We start from the raw sequence: 17,640 nt of genomic DNA, 5'->3' as shown, positions 1-17,640 counted from the left end.
GTGGCGTTATTTGGGCCAGTAATGGCTTATTTGTGGTTGTTGATCCGTTAATGCATTGGTGTGTTCAACATCGGGACCTAAGGGGATACGTTTACCTTTAGGTACGAACACGGCCATTTCTTGCAACCCTAAGGTTAAGCTATAGGTTTTCCCACCTTGGTAGGTTTGCTCACTTGGAAAGCGCTGCCACTCACCTTCAGGCAAGTAAAACTCTACTGAGCCGCCAGGTTTTAAGCTCGGCACCACCAACATATCGTCACCGAACATAAATTGCAGTTCAAAGGCGGCGGCTAAGCGATCTTTTGGAAAGGCCAATGCCATCGCTCGCATCAGAGGCACACCGGTTTGAGTCGCTTGTTGCATGGCGCTGTAAATATAAGGAAGTAAACGATAACGCAGCACTAATGCTTGATTTACCGCTTCTTCAGCTTCAACGCCATAACTCCAAGGTTCACGTTGGCCAATGCCGTGTAGACGCATGTGAGCACTGAAAACTGCGGCTTGTGACCAACGAATAAAGAGTTCTTGGTCTCGGGTATCTTTGTAGAACCCGCCGACATCGGTGGCAAAAAAAGGTGCACCTGACATACCCCAAGATAAGGCGCCACGTATGCTAGCACCTAAGCCGCCCCAATCTGCCTGTGGATCACCGCCCCATTGACTGGGAAATCTCTGGGAACCAGTCCAAGCTGAACGACTAAATAAGAAGGGACCATTTTTGGAATACTTCTCAGCCGCTTCGTACACGCATTTGTTGTACAAAAAGCTGTATACATTGTGCAAACGGTTACCTGAGTCACCGTTGTATGCCAACATGTTGTCGTCTTCCAATTGCTCACCAAAGTCAGCTTTGATCATGTCTATGCCTAAATCAAATAGCGGCTTGTGCGACTCTAACCAAAAGGCATAAGCATCTGGGTGAGTGAAATCGACAATACCGGATTCTGGTAACGGGGTTAAGACTTCGGCAAATGCACTCATATCCCATTTATATTGATACGCCTTACCGGTGCGCTTGTCTTTCAACAGCCAGCCTTTTTTGGCCATTTCGGCAAATAGGGGGTGCTGTACCGATACTAACGGGTATTCCCAAATACAGACTTTGAAGTTATCGGCTTTGAGTTGATTGATTACAGCCGCAGGATCGTCCCAACGTTTGGGATCCCATTCGAACGCGAAACGCGTATCTGTATCTTGCCAAGCACGGCCATCAAGGGTGATTACATCGCATGGCATTTTGTGATCGCGTACGTCTTTCGCTGTGGCTAACAATTCTGGTACATCTTTGTAATACGCTTTGGATAAAATAACCCCCAAACTCCATACTGGGGGCGTGGGAGCTTTGCCCGTTAAATCAGTGTAGGTGTTGATTATGGCGTTACCGTCGTCACCGTGCATGATGAAGATGTCTAAGGTTTCATCTTCTACCAATACACCATAAGCGCGTTGTGACCAGGTGGCGTAACCGATTGCATGGGTAACTGGCGAAGGAGTATGCACAAATATACCCCAGCCATTCGGACTCCAGCAAAAAGGTGTATTTTTATACGAAATTTCAGCATTAACGCCAAGAGCATCGTGGTTATACGAACGCACGAGTTGACCTCGTTTATTCAGATTCCCCCACTTTTCGCCCAAACCGTATACGGCTTCTTCGGTGGCTAGCTCTAGGCTAATCAACCAACCTTTATCCACTTTTGCTAATGGCGGTAAGCGGTAACGGCGGACAAAGTGACCATCGTTGGCCGTTTGTTGTACCGTTTTATTGTCTTGAATAAGCTCAAACGTGAAAGGGAAGTGTCCAATGACTAACTTGCTATCGCCTGCGATAAGGGTTGTTTGTTGATCGCCGTTAATGATTTCTGCGCTGATGATATCGGGTGTTGTAACCAATAAACCATAATCAGGTTGACCGCTTGCACCGATACGCAGGCGTACGCCAAAGGCATGAAAAGCAATATGTAAATTACCCTGTGAGGTAGGCAACAAGATACTACCATCACTTGATAAACTGGCCTCCCCAGTGATTTCGGCTTGTTTTATTTGGTTCCAATTTGGGGCGGTAACATCAAATGTAGACGTTAATTCAGACATGAACTTTTCTCACTGGTGATAATGATACGACTAAGGCTAAACACGATAGGTAGCTTGGCCTGATGTATTTAAATAATGCAATCTTATATAAGATATAAGTTATAGTAGTGTTAATTTCTTGTCAATCATTGTTGCGTTTAAGTTGAAGAGGTGACTCGGCGGAGACACGTTGCAGGAATTTTAAGTTATTGATAAGTTGCTTAAAAATTTGTCAATTAAGACTAAAAATAGTGCCAAGGTATGACAATAAAATTTATCGAAAATAAACATTAATGTTAACAAATCGGTATTATCTTGTATAAGATACTTAGTTAATATTACTCTTATATTTTGCTTTGAGAAATTTGCCGTATATGAATGAAAATCGCTTCGACAACAAACTCAGCCGCCCAGGCTTGGCTTTTCAGCCGTTATATAAACAGGTTGAAGAACAAGTCACTCAGCTTATTGTAGAGCAGCGCTGGAAACCAGGTGAGATGCTGCCTAACGAGTTCCAGCTTGCCAGCGAATTTGGCGTAAGCCAAGGTACCGTGCGCAAGGCATTGAACAGCCTAACCAGTGCTAAAATTCTGACCCGACGTCAAGGTATCGGTACGTTTGTTTCAGAGCATACTGGTCATCATGGTCTTTATAGATTTTACCCTTTGATAGCAGACGGTAAAAATCCAGAGTTACCCAAAGCTGAGTTATTGGCTATATCAACTCAAACGGCAAGTAAAAAAGTTGCATCTGCATTATTGCTTAAACCTAAAGAGAAGGTGATTGTACTAAGCAGAAGGCGCATTTTGGATAATGAATTTTGTATTGCTGAAACCATATATTTACCACATAAATGGTTTAAGGCATTACTGGATGAAAAAGAAGTGCCTCATACCCTGTACCATTTTTATCAAACCAACTTTAACCTGACTGTGCATACCATTCGTGACAGTATCAAAGCGGATCTCGCCACGCAAAATGACGCAGACACCTTGGATATAAAACTTGGTGAGCCGTTGCTTGAAGTCACACGCATCGCTCAGTCACTAAACGACAAACCGATGGAATATCGTGTGAGTCGTTGTCGCAGTGATAAATATCATTACTTGGTAGAATTAAATTAAGCACGTATGAGGTGCGCTTATCTACTTAGGTCACGACTAAGATGACGTGTGCGTTTCTCGTACTATTTCTGTTAACGCGAAGAGGACTTTCATTTTAATAAAACACTAAGATAGGACCACATAAATATTGTGTAGACACCTGCCTAAGATTATTAATTTACGGTTATCTCCAGATTATAGGTTCGAATCTTGTCTGATAGGTTCGAATCTTGTCATTTCTGCCGTGGCTCGGTTGCTCCAGCGTAATAGGATCTAAATTCTGTACATTTCGCTAGTGTTGTCTTTACGGACTAACGCGTCCGCTAAAATAGTAGTCATTCCTCTTAAGAATTATCGCGATAATGGGCCTTTAAATCAGAATTTGGGACAATATACACAGTTTGAATACCATTTTTCTCAGAGATATCAGACGTTTCAATACAATAGACTAACGGGTTGCGTTTAACGGCTATTTAGATACGTACTTCTTCTATGCGTAGGTGGACCTCAACGAATTTAATATCCATCGGCATGTTTTGCTTCGTTAGTTATATCCAATAAACGCCTGTTGCTCATCATACGCTCAGTGGCCCTAGACCAAATCCTTTTTTAGGTGTCAAGCCGCGTAGGCTCACTTATTTCTGGGTACGCATCAGTTGCCCTGATTTTAGGTGCATACCACTAACAGCATGGCCTACAGTTTATATATCTTCGCGCAATAGCACTTCCATTTAACGATATAAAGAAAAGGAATTTATTTAATTTAACTCCACAGTATTCGTGGGCAAATCCCTAGCAAATATAAAAACCATATCATTAATATGGAACGCTTCATCAGTGCATATTGGCGCATATATAGATTTGACGGTTGATCATTTATTAGGTGTTGAATGTCCTGATTGACGCATTAATACACAATCAAAAATCTGCTGAAAAAAAACATGAGGGTGACAATCGAAATAGGGGGAGTTGGTGCACCGACCACGTTTATTACTAAGCAAATTTTTCTTGGCCAAGATCGGCTTGATTTTATCGAACAGGAACTTGCCCGCGAGTACAATTGGTGTTCATTCGCTCCGCTAATTTTGCTTGAATACTCAGTCATCCAAGATGAATTTAATTTGCTCATCAGCGAGTATTTGGCTGATAAGTACTGGTTTACCGACTTCGTCTAATTCAACCAAACCTATACCCGAACCGTTAACCAATCGCTCACCGGCAGAGGCATGTGAAGGCTTAAGCGGTGTAACACGCATGTTACGCCGTTTGGTTAAGGCATTTAACGGTGAGTAGGGCGCGTATAACCAGCGGTTTAATCGGTCTAGCCAATTGAGCAAATTTTCGGGGAAAGTATTGCGCAGGCCGCTACTGGTAATTTGCCAAATATCTGGGCTGTTACGTCGACGTTTTATTTTCACGTGATAAGCGTACGAATAATGCACATCACCGGATAAAATCACAAAGTTTTGCGGTGTTTGCCGATGGGTAAATAAATTTAATAAGTAATTGGCACTACCTGGATGGGCCATCCAATTTTCTGCATCGACCATCAACGGTTTCCCTAATCGTGTAAACACCCTTTGTATGGCTTCAATAAGTTTCACTCCAAATATAGGCGCAGGGGAAACCAATACCACGGCGGGTTCGTTGATAAGAGTTTGTTGTAATTCGGTTAGTGATTCCCAGTCCATCAAGCCTGACGGTTTGTTTAGTTTAGACTCCGACCACCAACGTTGAGTACGCGTATCAAGTACCAATAACTTAGGGGAAGTAGGCCAGTGGTAATGCCACTGCTCGAAATCTATTAACTGATCGATAGTCAGATTGTGTTTTGCGGCGCCCAAATCATTCAGGCTTAGTTGGATATTATCGAGTAACTCATCACTGAATTTTTCAGGGGCATTCCCCCAACCTTGACACAATAGATAAGCCATTAAAGCATTGCCTATAATGCGTCTTGAAAATGCATTGCCATAGGCTGTTTGTTCCCAACCAGCGGTTAGATTCCAGTCATCGGTAACATCATGATCATCAAACATCATGGGACACGGCAGATGCGCCATTACGCGCCTAGTGCGATGTAAACCGCTGACAAATTGTTCAATTATGACTAATTCTGCTTGGTAATTCCCCGCGTTTTGCTCATCGATTGTTTGCGGCATAATCGTACTTGCCATGCCCCAGCACTCGGGTGACCAGCAAAGCAAGTACATGGTGACCATTTCTGCAAACGAGACTAGATGATTATTAGCATGCACGGTGGTAAAAACTGGCTTTTCAGCGGATTTGAACAATGGTATACGCAATGTCTGGCTACTTGCATCGCTAGGTAATATTTGAATCCGATGATTATATAAGGCTTGCGCGTTGTGTAGCGCGTGGCTGTCAGGCACATTTGATTGAGTAAATGTCTCGTTGCCGATACCTAATGCAGGAATAATACTGTGAATGGCTGTCAGCATTGGGGCGGCTACATCATCTGCGTAAATTTGATCGCCTGACATCATTAATAAACTTGGCCATTGCATTACGTCATCCGCTATTTCTGCCAGTAGTTCGTCAGCAATTACTAACCCATCTGGGCTTTCATGGTGAGGTTTTCGGCACGACCCATGCAGAATTTTTCGTAAGCGTGAATGAATTACAAAGCCGGGTGTTGACCGCTTTGGATAGCAAATATCAGTGAGTAAATCGGTCAGTAAAATCGAGGTACTATTCTCGCAAATAAAGCTTAATTGATAGCCAATCCAACAATCCGCTGGCAGAGGGGTGGCAAGACGTAAGTGCATCAAATGAATATAAAGGTGTTCGCCTGACTTGATACACCTGTGCTCAGGATTACTCACAACTTCGCTGTCACGTTTGTTCTGGCTAAGATTGTACGTCTGCGCTACTTGCCCATCGGGTGTCAAGGTGAGAGATATGTCAACGGGCGCAGTAGTGACTAACCATAAGGTGACTTGATTGACCGTCAACTTTTTTAAAATAGGACCAGCCAGTACCTTTACATCTGGTTGTTGCAAACTGTCTTCCTAATCAAGAGTGTGGGTATGCTAATGAGGATTTATTCTAACAATTTTCCTTTAGGTTAATCTAGCAGGTCATGGGGTTTAGCCTAACGATATGACTTTGCTGCTTTGGGTGAGCAGGTTAATGACTTTAGCTTTGTATAAAAGGGCATTCATTATTTATAAAGTCAGCCGATATATAGAAAGTCAGCCGATATATAGAAAGTCAGCCGATATATAAATAAAGCAGGCTTGGTAGACCTGAAAACCAATGATTATGCTCGATTAATTACGATAAGCGTGCTGATATATGTCTTTTACATTACTTCAGTCGTGTATATTTTTTATATCGACTATATTTGAACCGTTAATTAACTATTTGGTTTGTAGGTTAATTTTATTCATCATCACTTTTAGCCAAGGTTTGAGTCATTATTTATCTAAGCGGCTTTCGTTTTTCAATATTAAACGATGTTGTGCGGTGTTGGTGCTGTTTTTAGCATGTTTGGGCGTGCATGGTTTGATGATTTATTTGTTTAACGTTTAATACGTCGGATTGTCGTTTTTAATAATATAATTTTTTGTTTTGAGTGGACTGAAAGGATTTAAATGAATTTTTTTAAAGATTTATCGATTAGATATAAACTTCTTTTGTTAGCATTAACGCCATTAATCATCGCTTTAGTCTTTATTTTGAACAGTGTGCTTAGAAACTATCAGGCGCTCAGTGTCATGCACAAGGCACAACAACTAGGTATTTTGGCGACAACAGCCAGTCAATTAGTTCATCAATTACAAAAAGAGCGCGGATTTTCAGCAGGTTATATCGGTTCAAAAGGGCTACAATTTTCGACCGCGTTAAACACTCAGCGTAAAGAAACTGATTTGCAGCTAAACCAGTATCAATTGTTTATTGAACAGCTTGAACGTGATCGTTACGATCAACGTCTTTCTACGCTTCTAACATCATTAACTCAGCGCTTTGAAAAGCTCAATAATATGCGTCAACGAATTAGCCAGCAGGTTGTTCCCGTAGGTGAAGCCATTGGTTATTACACCACAACCAACGCCTTATTATTGAGTATTAGCAGCGTTATCTCTACCACTATTGATGAACCGAGCATCAGTAACCAGACCTCTGCTTATTTGAATTTCTTGCAAAGTAAAGAGCGCGCAGGTATCGAACGCGCAGTGCTAAGCAATACGTTTTCTGCTGGACAATTTGCGGACGGAGATTACATCAAATTCATTACCCTGATATCGGAACAAACCACCTATATGAACGTGTTTTTGGATTTCGCTTCTGAAAATCAAGCCGCGTCTCTTGAAGAGATAGTTGCTGGGCAAGATGTTGAAGAAGTTGAACGTTTACGCGGTGTTGCTTTGCAGCAATTAGATGACTTTAGGATTGAGGCAACACACTGGTTTAAGGTCGCAACGGGACGGATCAATAAATTAAAGGAGTTTGAAAATTTATTAGCCGATGAACTTCTTACCTCTATCGACAACGCTGAGGCTCAAGCGAAGAGAAACTTGTTGTGGCTTATCGCGTTATCGGCGCTGACATTAATCATTAGTTTGAGTTTGAGTTTTGTATCGATACGCCAACTTAGAAAGCAAATCAGTTCTCTTTCAAAAGCGATGATGGAAGTGCAGCAAGAGTCGAAGCTTACCGCCAGAGCAAAGCAATTCAGCAAGGACGAATTGGGCATTTTAGCCGTCGACTTTAATAAAATGGTGATACATGTTGCTTCACTCACTAGCAATGTACGTAATGCTAGTCATGCGCTTGCTCAGATCGTATCTGAAATATTGAATATCACGAACACCGTAGATGAAGAGGTTCGTTCAGGTTTAAGTCAGACTGAACAGGTGGCGGTTGCCATTAATGAAATGGAAGCTGCTGTGCAAGAAGTTGCAGCCAACTGCGCGGGGACTGCCGATAAGTCAAGGCAAGCGAGTGATGCTGCCAATAATGGAGAAATGCTCGTCAATGAAGCGAGTGAAAAGGTAACAAAACTCTCTAGTGAGATTGATCATTCTAAGAGTATCATTCAATTGGTAGCCGACGACAGTGATGAAATTGGTAGTATTTTAGATGTGATAAACGGTGTAGCAGATCAAACTAATTTATTAGCGTTAAATGCAGCGATTGAGGCCGCTCGCGCTGGAGAGCAGGGCCGAGGTTTTGCCGTTGTCGCTGATGAAGTGCGTTCATTAGCGAAAAAGACAGCCGAGTCGACAGCGCGTATTAAAAGCATGATTGAGCAGTTGCAAAGCCGCAGTAAGCAAGCCGTTCAAGCCATGTTAAATAGTCAAGAATCAACCAACCAAACCGTTGTAGGATTTAAAGGTGTACTTACCCAACTAGAAAACATCACCAGTCAGTCAGCGTTGCTCAGTGATATGAATTTACAAAATGCAGCGGCGACTGAGGAGCAGTCAGCGACGGTAGATGAAGTTAATAGAAATATTATTAATATTCAACAAACCTACCTAAGCACCAACGAAAATGCTGTGTTATTAAAAAAGAGCGCCAGTACTCTAGACACGGTAGCCAAATTGCTAGATGAAGAAGTCAGCCGCTTTATTGTCTAATTTCTGAGGGATACACTACACAGTTTAATAGTGCGGCTCTCCAGTAGAACAAAATATTCAAATATTGCATGTTCATATATAGAACATGCTCAACCTACCTATTACTACGCTAGATCTTTGATTAGTCGCTAGTAAATTATAAGGGCTGAATTGTTAAGTTTTTTTAATTCTACCTAAATATAAGCGCTCTCAAAGCACTTTGTTTTTTGTCATCCGTTTATTGATATGCTCTATAAATATTCTGCCCACAACAAGGTTATTTAAGTAATCTTTGCATTGAGTAACCGCATTTAAAATTCCAACAAACTAAAATAATGATAAATTGCATTGCGACTTTTATTACCCGATACTCTTAGCTGTAGAAGGATTGCCAATGACTTCTTATGGGATGAATTGTATGCGAGAGAAGGTCTAGTAGTCAGCTCATTACTGCGGTCTCAAGAAAAGGATTTATATGCTTAAAAGCACTATTGTTTTACTCAATGTTAGCTTCTTACTATTCCCTAAAATGGCTTTTTCTAATGAAGCCGAATTATTTCAATTTTACCCTGATTGCGATTATGACGTTATTGATACCGTTAATGTTAGTGGAAGATTGCGCTTTTCAACCGGCAGTACACTTGAGGAATCATTAGATAAAGCGCGACTTAGTGTGATTGAAGATATTTTACAACTAGCACGTGAAAAGGGAGCCGATGGGGCAATTCTAACTGAGAAATCGACTTACTTAGATAATAAAACTACCGAAACGCGTATTTCTAGAAATCGCGTCATATTCAAAGCTGAATTAGTCAATAATTGTTATGTTGGTGCACCGTTATCTGAAAATGCCACTCCATTTGACGAAAAGGGCTTTAAAAAACGAGCGATAAATTTCTCATCTAATATTATGGCTGGTGCTCAGCATGTTATTACTTATGACATCGATACTCAGCGTTCTGCGCCAGCCGTAGCATCACAATCGATAAACTTCACGCAAGGCGCTTTCGGTTTACCGCTCAGCAGCACTTATCAGCAAATGTTGCAGCACTTTGGCACGCCTACAGGCACTTTTATATTAGGAAATAAGCGCAAAGTTGTTTCTTACGGTCGCGATTTCTGGTTAACTTTTCAAGATCAAAAGCTTATCAGTGTTACAAATAAAAATGTTTGGTTGAGCAATGAACTCTTAAGTATGATGGCGTTTGACCGACGGTTCGAGCTTCAAAATTGGCAAGTTTTAGACAGCATTAAATTTAATATGCCAATGACAGATATCGAATTATTGTTCAAGACTAAGCAAGATACTCAACACGTTGTTCGCATCAAACAAGATGGACTTTTGATAACCTTACACGGTGCAGCTAGTCGAGTTGTTTTAAACGAACTACCAGAATACGGCGCAACATTTTACTCCTTATCAAACGCTACTTTCACAGTTAAAAAACTAAATATTTTAACCAACCAAAGCGCAACTGACGAGCTTTCCAAATTTATCGAGGTTCAAGGCGGTAAAATGGACATTGAAGCATTGAAGTCCCAAGCTTTAGGATCAGTGCGCAGCGATAACGACAGCACAATGTTAATCATGGACAATCATATAGTGCTAGATGTTAAAGGTCAGGCACTAAATAAAGTCTATTTACTCGATTCCGCGTTTTCCAAAACGCTACTCAACACAGATTTTCCGTGGCAAATAGGCAAGTTGAAACAAGGATCATCTATTGAATACATTAAGGGGTACTTAGGGGATGATATTTTTGGCTTTGGCGATATGCTCGAAGTGAGTAATGAGCGGTATATACAAGAGCTTTATTTCAGCGACTATGACACAGGCTTGGTCCTTGATTCGTCTGAAATCACAGTATTTTAGGTTCTTCCAAGAATACCGAAATAGTGTTTTATTGGTTCAAGTGGTTGAACAGCAAAAAGCCGGCGTACCGGCTTTTTAAAATGATATAGCGAGGTAAATAAAAGTTTATTTTTTAAATCTTCTACCTAAACCCAAACCTAATAAACCCAAACCTAAAAATGCTAGGCTGGCTGGAGCAGAAACGGGGCGTTGATCCAAGCCGACTACGATGTTGTCGAATTCACCTGCAATACCTGAGGTAATCACACGGAATTTGTTAAAAGATTCATCAAAACTAAAGTTAATATTCACATACACGTTAGATGAATCAGCTACCTGATCACCAGCTTTACCATTTAACTGAGCCAGTAATTCAGGGCCAGTAATTTGTGCGACTAATACGTCATCTGAGTAAAATTCAAACGAGTTGTAAGCATCAACTGAGCCCCAATAGAAACCCAAGTAATTGATACTTGAGTTGGCTAAGTTTGGCGATATATTACCAATATTAGCTAGGAAGTCTTTGTAGTCGATGTCTACGTAACTTGCCTCGCCTATTGTGGTAGGGGTGGTATACGCGTAACAGGTAGTATCACCTGCAGGAGCTGCTGCAACATTCCCATCAGAACCTTTTCTAACGTTTAATACATTCATCTCACTGGGTGAAATAACCAGCGGTGAGTTGATGGCACAACCGTCAGATTTACCCGCTACATTATATTGCGTATCGCCGCCACCAGGAATACCTGGTATTGCTGTTGCTGTATCAAAAGTAGAAACGAAAAACCCATCACTAATAGCGTTAATTGTGTTATTTGCGTTTACATTCAAGCTGGTTTTGTTCGAGCCATCAGTCGCCGCTTGGCCACCAAAAGTAATTGTTGCTGCACCTGCTTGTTGCGCTATTGCTAGCATTAAAAGTGTTGCGATTGAAACTGATTTAGATTTATTGATTAACGCGTACATATTGTTTATTTGCCTTATAAGACAGTTGGGTTGTTGATGCTACTGAGAACGCCATAGCACAACTTGAGCCAACTTGTAAAACCCATATAAAACAAGTGGTTATGCTAAATTCTAGCTGATGTTAGATAGAAGTGTAAATTTTTTGATAGTGATTATTTTAAGGATCAGCAGCAACGGAGATTAAATGTGATAAAAATCAATCGATTGTAAAATTTACCGACTTGAAAAAGACTAAATTAACTGTAAATAAGATATTTTAAAAATTTGTAAAATCGGAGTGAATTTACGTTAAATATCAATTTAATCAATATGATATTTTTTAAGCTAGGTTAAGTTGATTTTAAAAAGTGTAAAATTTTTCGTTACAGGGCGATTAAAACCCCTCATGAATATGATCAGCAAAAAGAAATGTATCTAGTAAAGCAAGCTGAGCTAAATGCCTCATACTTGATGTGATCATTATTTAAGATTATACGACTAAATTAGCCGAAGTATGGAGGCTGCAAATCACATTAATCAACTGTGCATTATGTTAAAGAGAGTATCCTGCGGATGAAATAATCTTGTTATCTGAATTATGGAATTAAAGTGAAGCGGACATCGGCGTTTTTACATTTTTTTTCAACTATGTCGAGCCAGCCCTAACACTTCTTAGGGCTGGCTTTGCCTACGTCTAAAACGTTGCCATATCTGTCGCCATTTTCACTTCTCCAGCGAAATTCTGACGAATATAGCCAAGGGTCATTTCATTATTATTTTTCGTTCGATTCATAAAGTGCGATAACACCACAGTCTTAGCACTTGCTTGATTGGCTATTTTACCGATATCCAGTGGGCGCATATGCAGATTTATGGCAGCGCCAGTTGCGCCTTGTGGCACAGCATTGTGCATAACTAGAATGTCACTGTCTTTAGCCAATGCTGCTAAGGTATCGTTTTTGTTACTCATATCCCCTGAAAAGGTGATACTGCAATTATCTATATCAACTCGCCAGGCGAGTGCTGCAACTGGCCCATGGTGCACTGGACTGGCGGTGATGGTGATGTCGTCGCTAACCTTTTGGCTGTGCTGTTTTATCGGTGTAAGAGGAATGTTGTGCGCTTTGATGTGATAAGCCGCTTGGCTGCTGGTGTCAGTGTAATCACTTAAATAAGCAAAGGCGCCCTTATTGCCCAGTAAGCTGGCTAAATATGCGCTGGTATCGGGCATTAAGGCATTTCCGCTTGGACCATATATGGTTAAATCATTGGTGCGCTGGGTGAAGTACGACCCTTTCACATAGGCAGGCAAATCGGCACTGTGATCAACATGCAAGTGGGTTAACAGTACCGCCTGTAAGTCGGCGAAATTCGCCCCAGATGCGCCAAAGTTAACACTGCTACCAGGTCCTGCATCGATTAAGACCCGCGGTTTATTGTGATGCCAAATAAGATAACTAGCAGAGGCCCGGCCGTCGCTTAACTCAGGGCCGCCAGAGCCTAATACTTGCAGCGTAACATCTTGTTGTTGACAACGTTGTGTTTGCGCAAAAACCGAGTGAATACTCAGCGCTAATGTGAGTGTTAACAAGGCCTTAAGGCTTATTTTCCTTTTATATGAATAGCCTGAATTTATTGGGGGGATGAGCATGATAATTCCTCGGAAAGTGGCTTAATGTGTGAAAATTAGTCGCTGTTATGTGCGCGTATTCACAAATGTGATGGATTTTGTAGCATAAAAATTTCACTAGCTCCCTATAATCGTTCAAGAATTTATCATAGCTTCTTTTACAATAAGGACACATCTTATGTCAGGCGACAAGCTCAACGATACACAGATAGACAGTACCGAGGTTTGGGTAAACAAAGCAGATGTTGCACAAACCAAAATCGTTCATGGCCAATTAGACACGACCCAATTACTGGAAGGGCAGGCTATATTGCAGCTTAATCATTTTGGTTTTTCGGCGAATAATGTTACTTATGCCGTGACAGGGGACAAGATGGGATACTGGGGCTTTTTCCCGGCTGATGATCAGTGGGGCATTGTACCTGTCTGGGGATTTGGCACTGTTATCGCATCTAAGCATCCAAAGGCACAGGTCGGCGAAGTCGTTTATGGGTACTTCCCCATGGGGACACATCTGGTCGTCAATGTTGATAAGGCTAACGACGTAAGCTTTTTTGATACTCATCCGCAACGAGTCAGTAGTTCACCTGTGTATGATAATTACTTACGTTGTGCTCAAGACCCTGCTTACCAGCAAGATTCAGAGGCTTGGCTATTAAATTATCGCCCATTATTTATGACATCATTTGTGCTAGATGATTATGTTGGTGAACATATTAACGATAACGTCACCACCGTTTTACTGACGAGTGCATCCAGTAAGACCGCTTATGGTTGTGCGCATTTATTGATGAAGCATAAAGCGCAACGTGGTGGGCACTACCGTGTAGTCGGATTAACCAGTGCAACGAATAAAGCCCTTACTGAGTCATTTGGTTGCTACGATGATGTTCTTGAATATACGGATATTGATAAACTAAGCAAAGACGGCGAAAGCTGGGTGTTAGATTTCGCGGGTAATAAACAGTTATTACTCGACCTACAAGATTTGCTCGGCGATAAGCTCACCAAAGAGGTATTTATTGGAGCAACAGATGTTAAATCTCAATCTAATAAACCTAAAGGTAAGTTACATGGAGAATTGTTTTTTGCTCCTCATCAAGTAAAAAAACGCACTGAAGAATGGACGCGAGAGGGGTTCAACGAACGTTACGCGAAGGCATGGGGAAGTTTCAGTGCCCATATGCAGGACAAAATTAAGGTAGTCGAGTATAACGGCGCTCAATCAGTTGTTGACCTTTATAAGTTAGGATTAGCAGGTAATTTGAATAACGAAGAAATCAATGTTGTGTCCTTTTGAGCTATGTTGTGTCCATTTAATCAATAGGATTTCAAAAGAACAGTAGTTACTCAAAGGTGGTGAGCTATGCTTGCCACCATTTATCGCTTAAAACTGTAACTGGCAACGCTTTTATATATTTTAGGGCTATTATTCTATCTGCCTGATTTAAGAACTCCCCGAAAACGACTCGCCGCGTATCATCTATCAAACTCATTTGTATGCAGTCGAACGACCCTTGTGCTTCAATCAGTGCCACATGCGTGTAGTTGCGATCAAAGACCCAATCTTTTTGTGGTCGGTAAGTACCTGATTGCAGTTTTATTGAAGCGTCAGTGATGGTAATGACTTGCTGCTGATAAGTGTAAAGGGAAACTCGATAAGAAATAAACCACAGTAAACCTACCTCTATTCCTGCAAACGGGAGTACGAACCACGCTCCAATAAATGCCCATGCTATTGATATAATAAGCACCAAAGAAGCCACTATAGATACCAGTAATTTGGTTTGTGCCCAGTTTGCCGAGCGGTTAGGTGACAGGGTTAATACCCAATGATGATCTGATTGATCGAGTTTAACCATGATATTGCTTCTTTGTAGATTGGTATCGGGTCTGTGGGACTAATATAAGCGTTGAATGCCAATTCAACGGGTCAAAATCACTCAGTCTTAGGCTTAAATTACGTCCATCAATACCAATACCAATACCAATATCAATGCTGATAATGCAATCGTGTTCTCTAGGACGAATGAATATCATTATAATTATATTCCTATCAATTGTTTGCTTAGCCATTTTAGCTGGTAATTTTCAGCTACATAAGTCGCTATATTGCCAAGACGATGACTTTCTAAACGCGCTCCATTGTAACTAAGCAATATGTGAATGCTTGTTTTCGCTGAGTATTACCTTATTCGAATATTCGATAAATAATAGGAAACGGTAAACAGTAAACAGGGTAGATTGGTCAACGGTTTTCTGGCACAGTTCTGCCGATACAAAAATGTAGTGTAAATTTAATGTTTTCTCAACTTACTACTGTGCAAATTCGCAGGCTTATATTCGTCACTTGGTGCGTCGTATTTGCCACCTTACAAGACCCTTTACGGTTATTCGTCGACTATGCTGCCTTTGCAATGCTTGGTGTCATCGGGGCGGTTTTTGCGAATGCAACAGGTGCAGGCGGTGGCGTGGTCTTTGTGCCGTTTTTCCATCAGATGGGCTTTTCGCCAAGTGCGACCGTCGCCACCAGTTTTGCCATTCAGTGTTTTGGAATGACAGCGGGCGCGTTTACGTGGTGGCGCTTTCATAAAAAACAAAGTGTCAGCCAAGATGAAAATCTAAGCATTGAACAATATTCGGCTAAAGGCTTAAGTAAATTTGCTCTGCAAAGCGCTAGGCAACTACATTTAAATCAATGGCAGAGTTTGTATTCAGTTTTGTTATTGTCGATCCCGGCGTCGGTTGTTGGTTTACTCATCGCGCAGTTTAATCCCATATGGTTTGGTCCCTTAGCCAAAGGGGATATATTACATATTGGCTTTGGTGTGTTCTCTATTTTGCTCGCCATTTGCATGTTTTTAATGGTGGCCTTAACGGGACGCAAACTGCCGATAACGCAATTACGACCGTTAGATAGCATTTTGTTACCGATTATTAGTATTTGTGGCGGCATTATTACGGCATATTTATCTATTGGGGTAGGGGAATTGTTAGCGGTGTATTTAATTATGCGCGGTTTTAATGTGACCTTCTCTATTGCTTGTGCAGTGATGTTAAGTGCGGCCACTGTGTGGTCGGGCGTGATACACCATATTGTGCTGACTCAATATATTTATTGGCCTGTGGTGCTGTTTGCTGGGCCAGGAGCTATCATCGGGGGTGTTTTGGCTAAGCGTTTAGTACTGCATTTTTCGCCGAAACACCTAAAGCTATTTTTTGCTAGTTGGATCTTGATTTTGGGTTTATCGGGCTTAGTACTATAAGTATTCGTGCAGACCAATTTAACTTAGGTCTAATCCTTATTCTATCGCCCTTAACCAATGGGCTTGGGTTTTTATCGTTTTCGACAATAGGAGTAATCAGTGCTCACTCGGAACTTATCAGTGCGTATTTTGGATAGAAACCAGTCTTATGCGATACGAAGGTGAATAACGTTAATTCATTTCCAATTACACGGTTAACGTCACCTAGCTCAAAGGCTTGGTCGCAAGAACCGGGACAAATCGAGCAGCATATGCTTGACGATAACATTGCCAGTGAAGAGCCTCTTGAAATTTGGATTAAACACCCATTAAAAAATAACGCTAAAGCTAACTTGTTGCTTACCACAATGCGCAGCCCAGGTGACGACATCGCATTAGTGACAGGCTGGTTACACACCAGTGGCTTAATTGAAAATAGTGCTGATGTGCAAAGTGTTACTCACACTGGAAGCCAACGAATAAAAGGCACGGGGGGAAATCAAGTATTGGTTAGTTTGCATCCTCAAGCTGACTTCGATTTTAGCGCCTCCAAAAATCATGCTGCGAGTCATATTGAGTATGTGAATTCAGGTTGTGGTGTATGCGGTCAGCGCTCAATTGATTTACTACTTGATAAACGGCCTCCTAAAGCGCAAACCAACTGTCACACACTATCAGCGCACTCTATCTTGTCGTTAGCGAGTGCGTTGAGGCAAAGACAAACAGCTTTTTCGCTAACAGGCGGTAGCCATGGAGCGGGATTATTTAGTCTTGAGTCATTACCCGTTGCCGGAGGGGGGATTGCAGAAAATGACTGGCTGTTAGACGTGCGCGAGGACATAGGACGTCATAACGCACTAGACAAGTTGATTGGTGCACAGTTGCCTGTTTTATTGGGTGCCGAAGAGCATCACTACGGCGTAATATTAAGCTCTAGGATCAGCTTTGATTTGGTACAAAAAGCTGCGATGTCCAATTTGCATTTCATTTTGGCTATGGGGGCCCCGTCTAGCTTAGCCATTGAATTGGCAAAGGAATACGACATCTGTTTAGTGGGTTTTATTCAACAAAAACGCGTCAATATTTATACCTGTACACAGCGTATTAGCACGTAAATATGAGTGATGGGTTGGTATTTATTTTTTACCGGTTATTAATGAAATAAAGAATACCGGCTGTAAAGCGAATATCGACAGCTAATCGACAG

12 protein-coding genes are annotated in these 17,640 nt (G+C 41.4%); 6 read left to right on the top strand and 6 right to left on the bottom strand.

Annotation, left to right across the window (positions count from 1 at the left end):
* Positions 1–6 precede the first annotated feature (6 nt).
* A complete protein-coding gene (locus tag GQS54_RS07090; RefSeq protein ID WP_166423306.1) occupies positions 7–2,094 on the bottom strand; it encodes an alpha-xylosidase in 2,088 nt (695 codons plus the stop codon).
* Between the two features lie 353 nt (positions 2,095–2,447).
* Between GQS54_RS07090 and GQS54_RS07085 the strand changes: the two genes are divergently transcribed.
* Positions 2,448–3,197, top strand: a complete 750-nt coding sequence (locus GQS54_RS07085; protein WP_166423305.1) for a GntR family transcriptional regulator — start codon at positions 2,448–2,450, stop codon at positions 3,195–3,197.
* A 1,076-nt stretch (positions 3,198–4,273) separates the two neighbouring features.
* Here GQS54_RS07085 and GQS54_RS07080 read toward each other — a convergent pair.
* Positions 4,274–6,199 (bottom strand): alkaline phosphatase D family protein, encoded by a 1,926-nt coding sequence (locus GQS54_RS07080; RefSeq protein WP_166423304.1) that lies wholly within the window; start codon positions 6,197–6,199, stop codon positions 4,274–4,276.
* A gap of 594 nt (positions 6,200–6,793) precedes the next feature.
* Here GQS54_RS07080 and GQS54_RS07075 point away from each other — a divergent pair.
* Positions 6,794–8,782, top strand: coding sequence for a nitrate- and nitrite sensing domain-containing protein (locus GQS54_RS07075; RefSeq protein WP_166423303.1), 1,989 nt, complete (start codon positions 6,794–6,796; stop codon positions 8,780–8,782).
* 454 nt (positions 8,783–9,236) lie between these two features.
* Positions 9,237–10,634: a hypothetical protein gene (locus GQS54_RS07070; protein WP_166423302.1), complete on the top strand. Its 1,398-nt coding sequence runs from the start codon at positions 9,237–9,239 to the stop codon at positions 10,632–10,634.
* 105 nt (positions 10,635–10,739) lie between these two features.
* Here GQS54_RS07070 and GQS54_RS07065 read toward each other — a convergent pair whose 3' ends face one another.
* Positions 10,740–11,579, bottom strand: a complete 840-nt coding sequence (locus tag GQS54_RS07065; RefSeq protein WP_166423301.1) for a PEP-CTERM sorting domain-containing protein — start codon at positions 11,577–11,579, stop codon at positions 10,740–10,742.
* Between the two features lie 673 nt (positions 11,580–12,252).
* A complete protein-coding gene (locus tag GQS54_RS07060; protein ID WP_166423300.1) occupies positions 12,253–13,209 on the bottom strand; it encodes an MBL fold metallo-hydrolase in 957 nt (318 codons plus the stop codon).
* A 157-nt stretch (positions 13,210–13,366) separates the two neighbouring features.
* On the opposite strand from GQS54_RS07060, the gene GQS54_RS07055 reads away from it, so the two are divergent.
* On the top strand, positions 13,367–14,488 hold the full coding sequence (locus GQS54_RS07055; RefSeq protein ID WP_166423299.1) for a DUF2855 family protein: 1,122 nt from the start codon (positions 13,367–13,369) through the stop codon (positions 14,486–14,488).
* A 64-nt stretch (positions 14,489–14,552) separates the two neighbouring features.
* On the opposite strand, the gene GQS54_RS07050 is transcribed toward GQS54_RS07055, so the two are convergent.
* Both GQS54_RS07050 and GQS54_RS07045 read right to left on the bottom strand, forming a co-directional pair.
* Positions 14,553–15,050 carry a DUF2244 domain-containing protein gene (locus GQS54_RS07050; protein ID WP_166423298.1) on the bottom strand — a complete coding sequence of 166 codons (498 nt, stop codon included), beginning with the start codon at positions 15,048–15,050 and terminating at the stop codon, positions 14,553–14,555.
* Entirely contained in the window at positions 15,043–15,228 is a 186-nt protein-coding gene (locus tag GQS54_RS07045) for a hypothetical protein (RefSeq protein WP_166423297.1), read from the bottom strand. Before GQS54_RS07045 ends, GQS54_RS07050 begins: the two co-directional genes overlap by 8 nt.
* Positions 15,229–15,488: 260 nt before the next feature.
* Between GQS54_RS07045 and GQS54_RS07040 the strand changes: the two genes are divergently transcribed.
* Together GQS54_RS07040 and GQS54_RS07035 are read left to right on the top strand one after the other, a co-directional pair.
* Complete coding sequence (locus GQS54_RS07040) at positions 15,489–16,454, top strand: sulfite exporter TauE/SafE family protein (RefSeq protein WP_166423296.1); 966 nt, start codon at positions 15,489–15,491, stop codon at positions 16,452–16,454.
* Positions 16,455–16,615: 161 nt separating this feature from the next.
* On the top strand, positions 16,616–17,548 hold the full coding sequence (locus GQS54_RS07035; RefSeq protein WP_346766557.1) for a formate dehydrogenase accessory sulfurtransferase FdhD: 933 nt from the start codon (positions 16,616–16,618) through the stop codon (positions 17,546–17,548).
* The last annotated feature ends 92 nt before the right edge of the window (positions 17,549–17,640 follow it).

The sequence above is a fragment of the Paraglaciecola sp. 20A4 genome (genome assembly GCF_011378905.1).
Taxonomy (GTDB): domain Bacteria; phylum Pseudomonadota; class Gammaproteobacteria; order Enterobacterales; family Alteromonadaceae; genus Paraglaciecola.
This window is presented reverse-complemented; position numbering and strand designations above follow the sequence as displayed.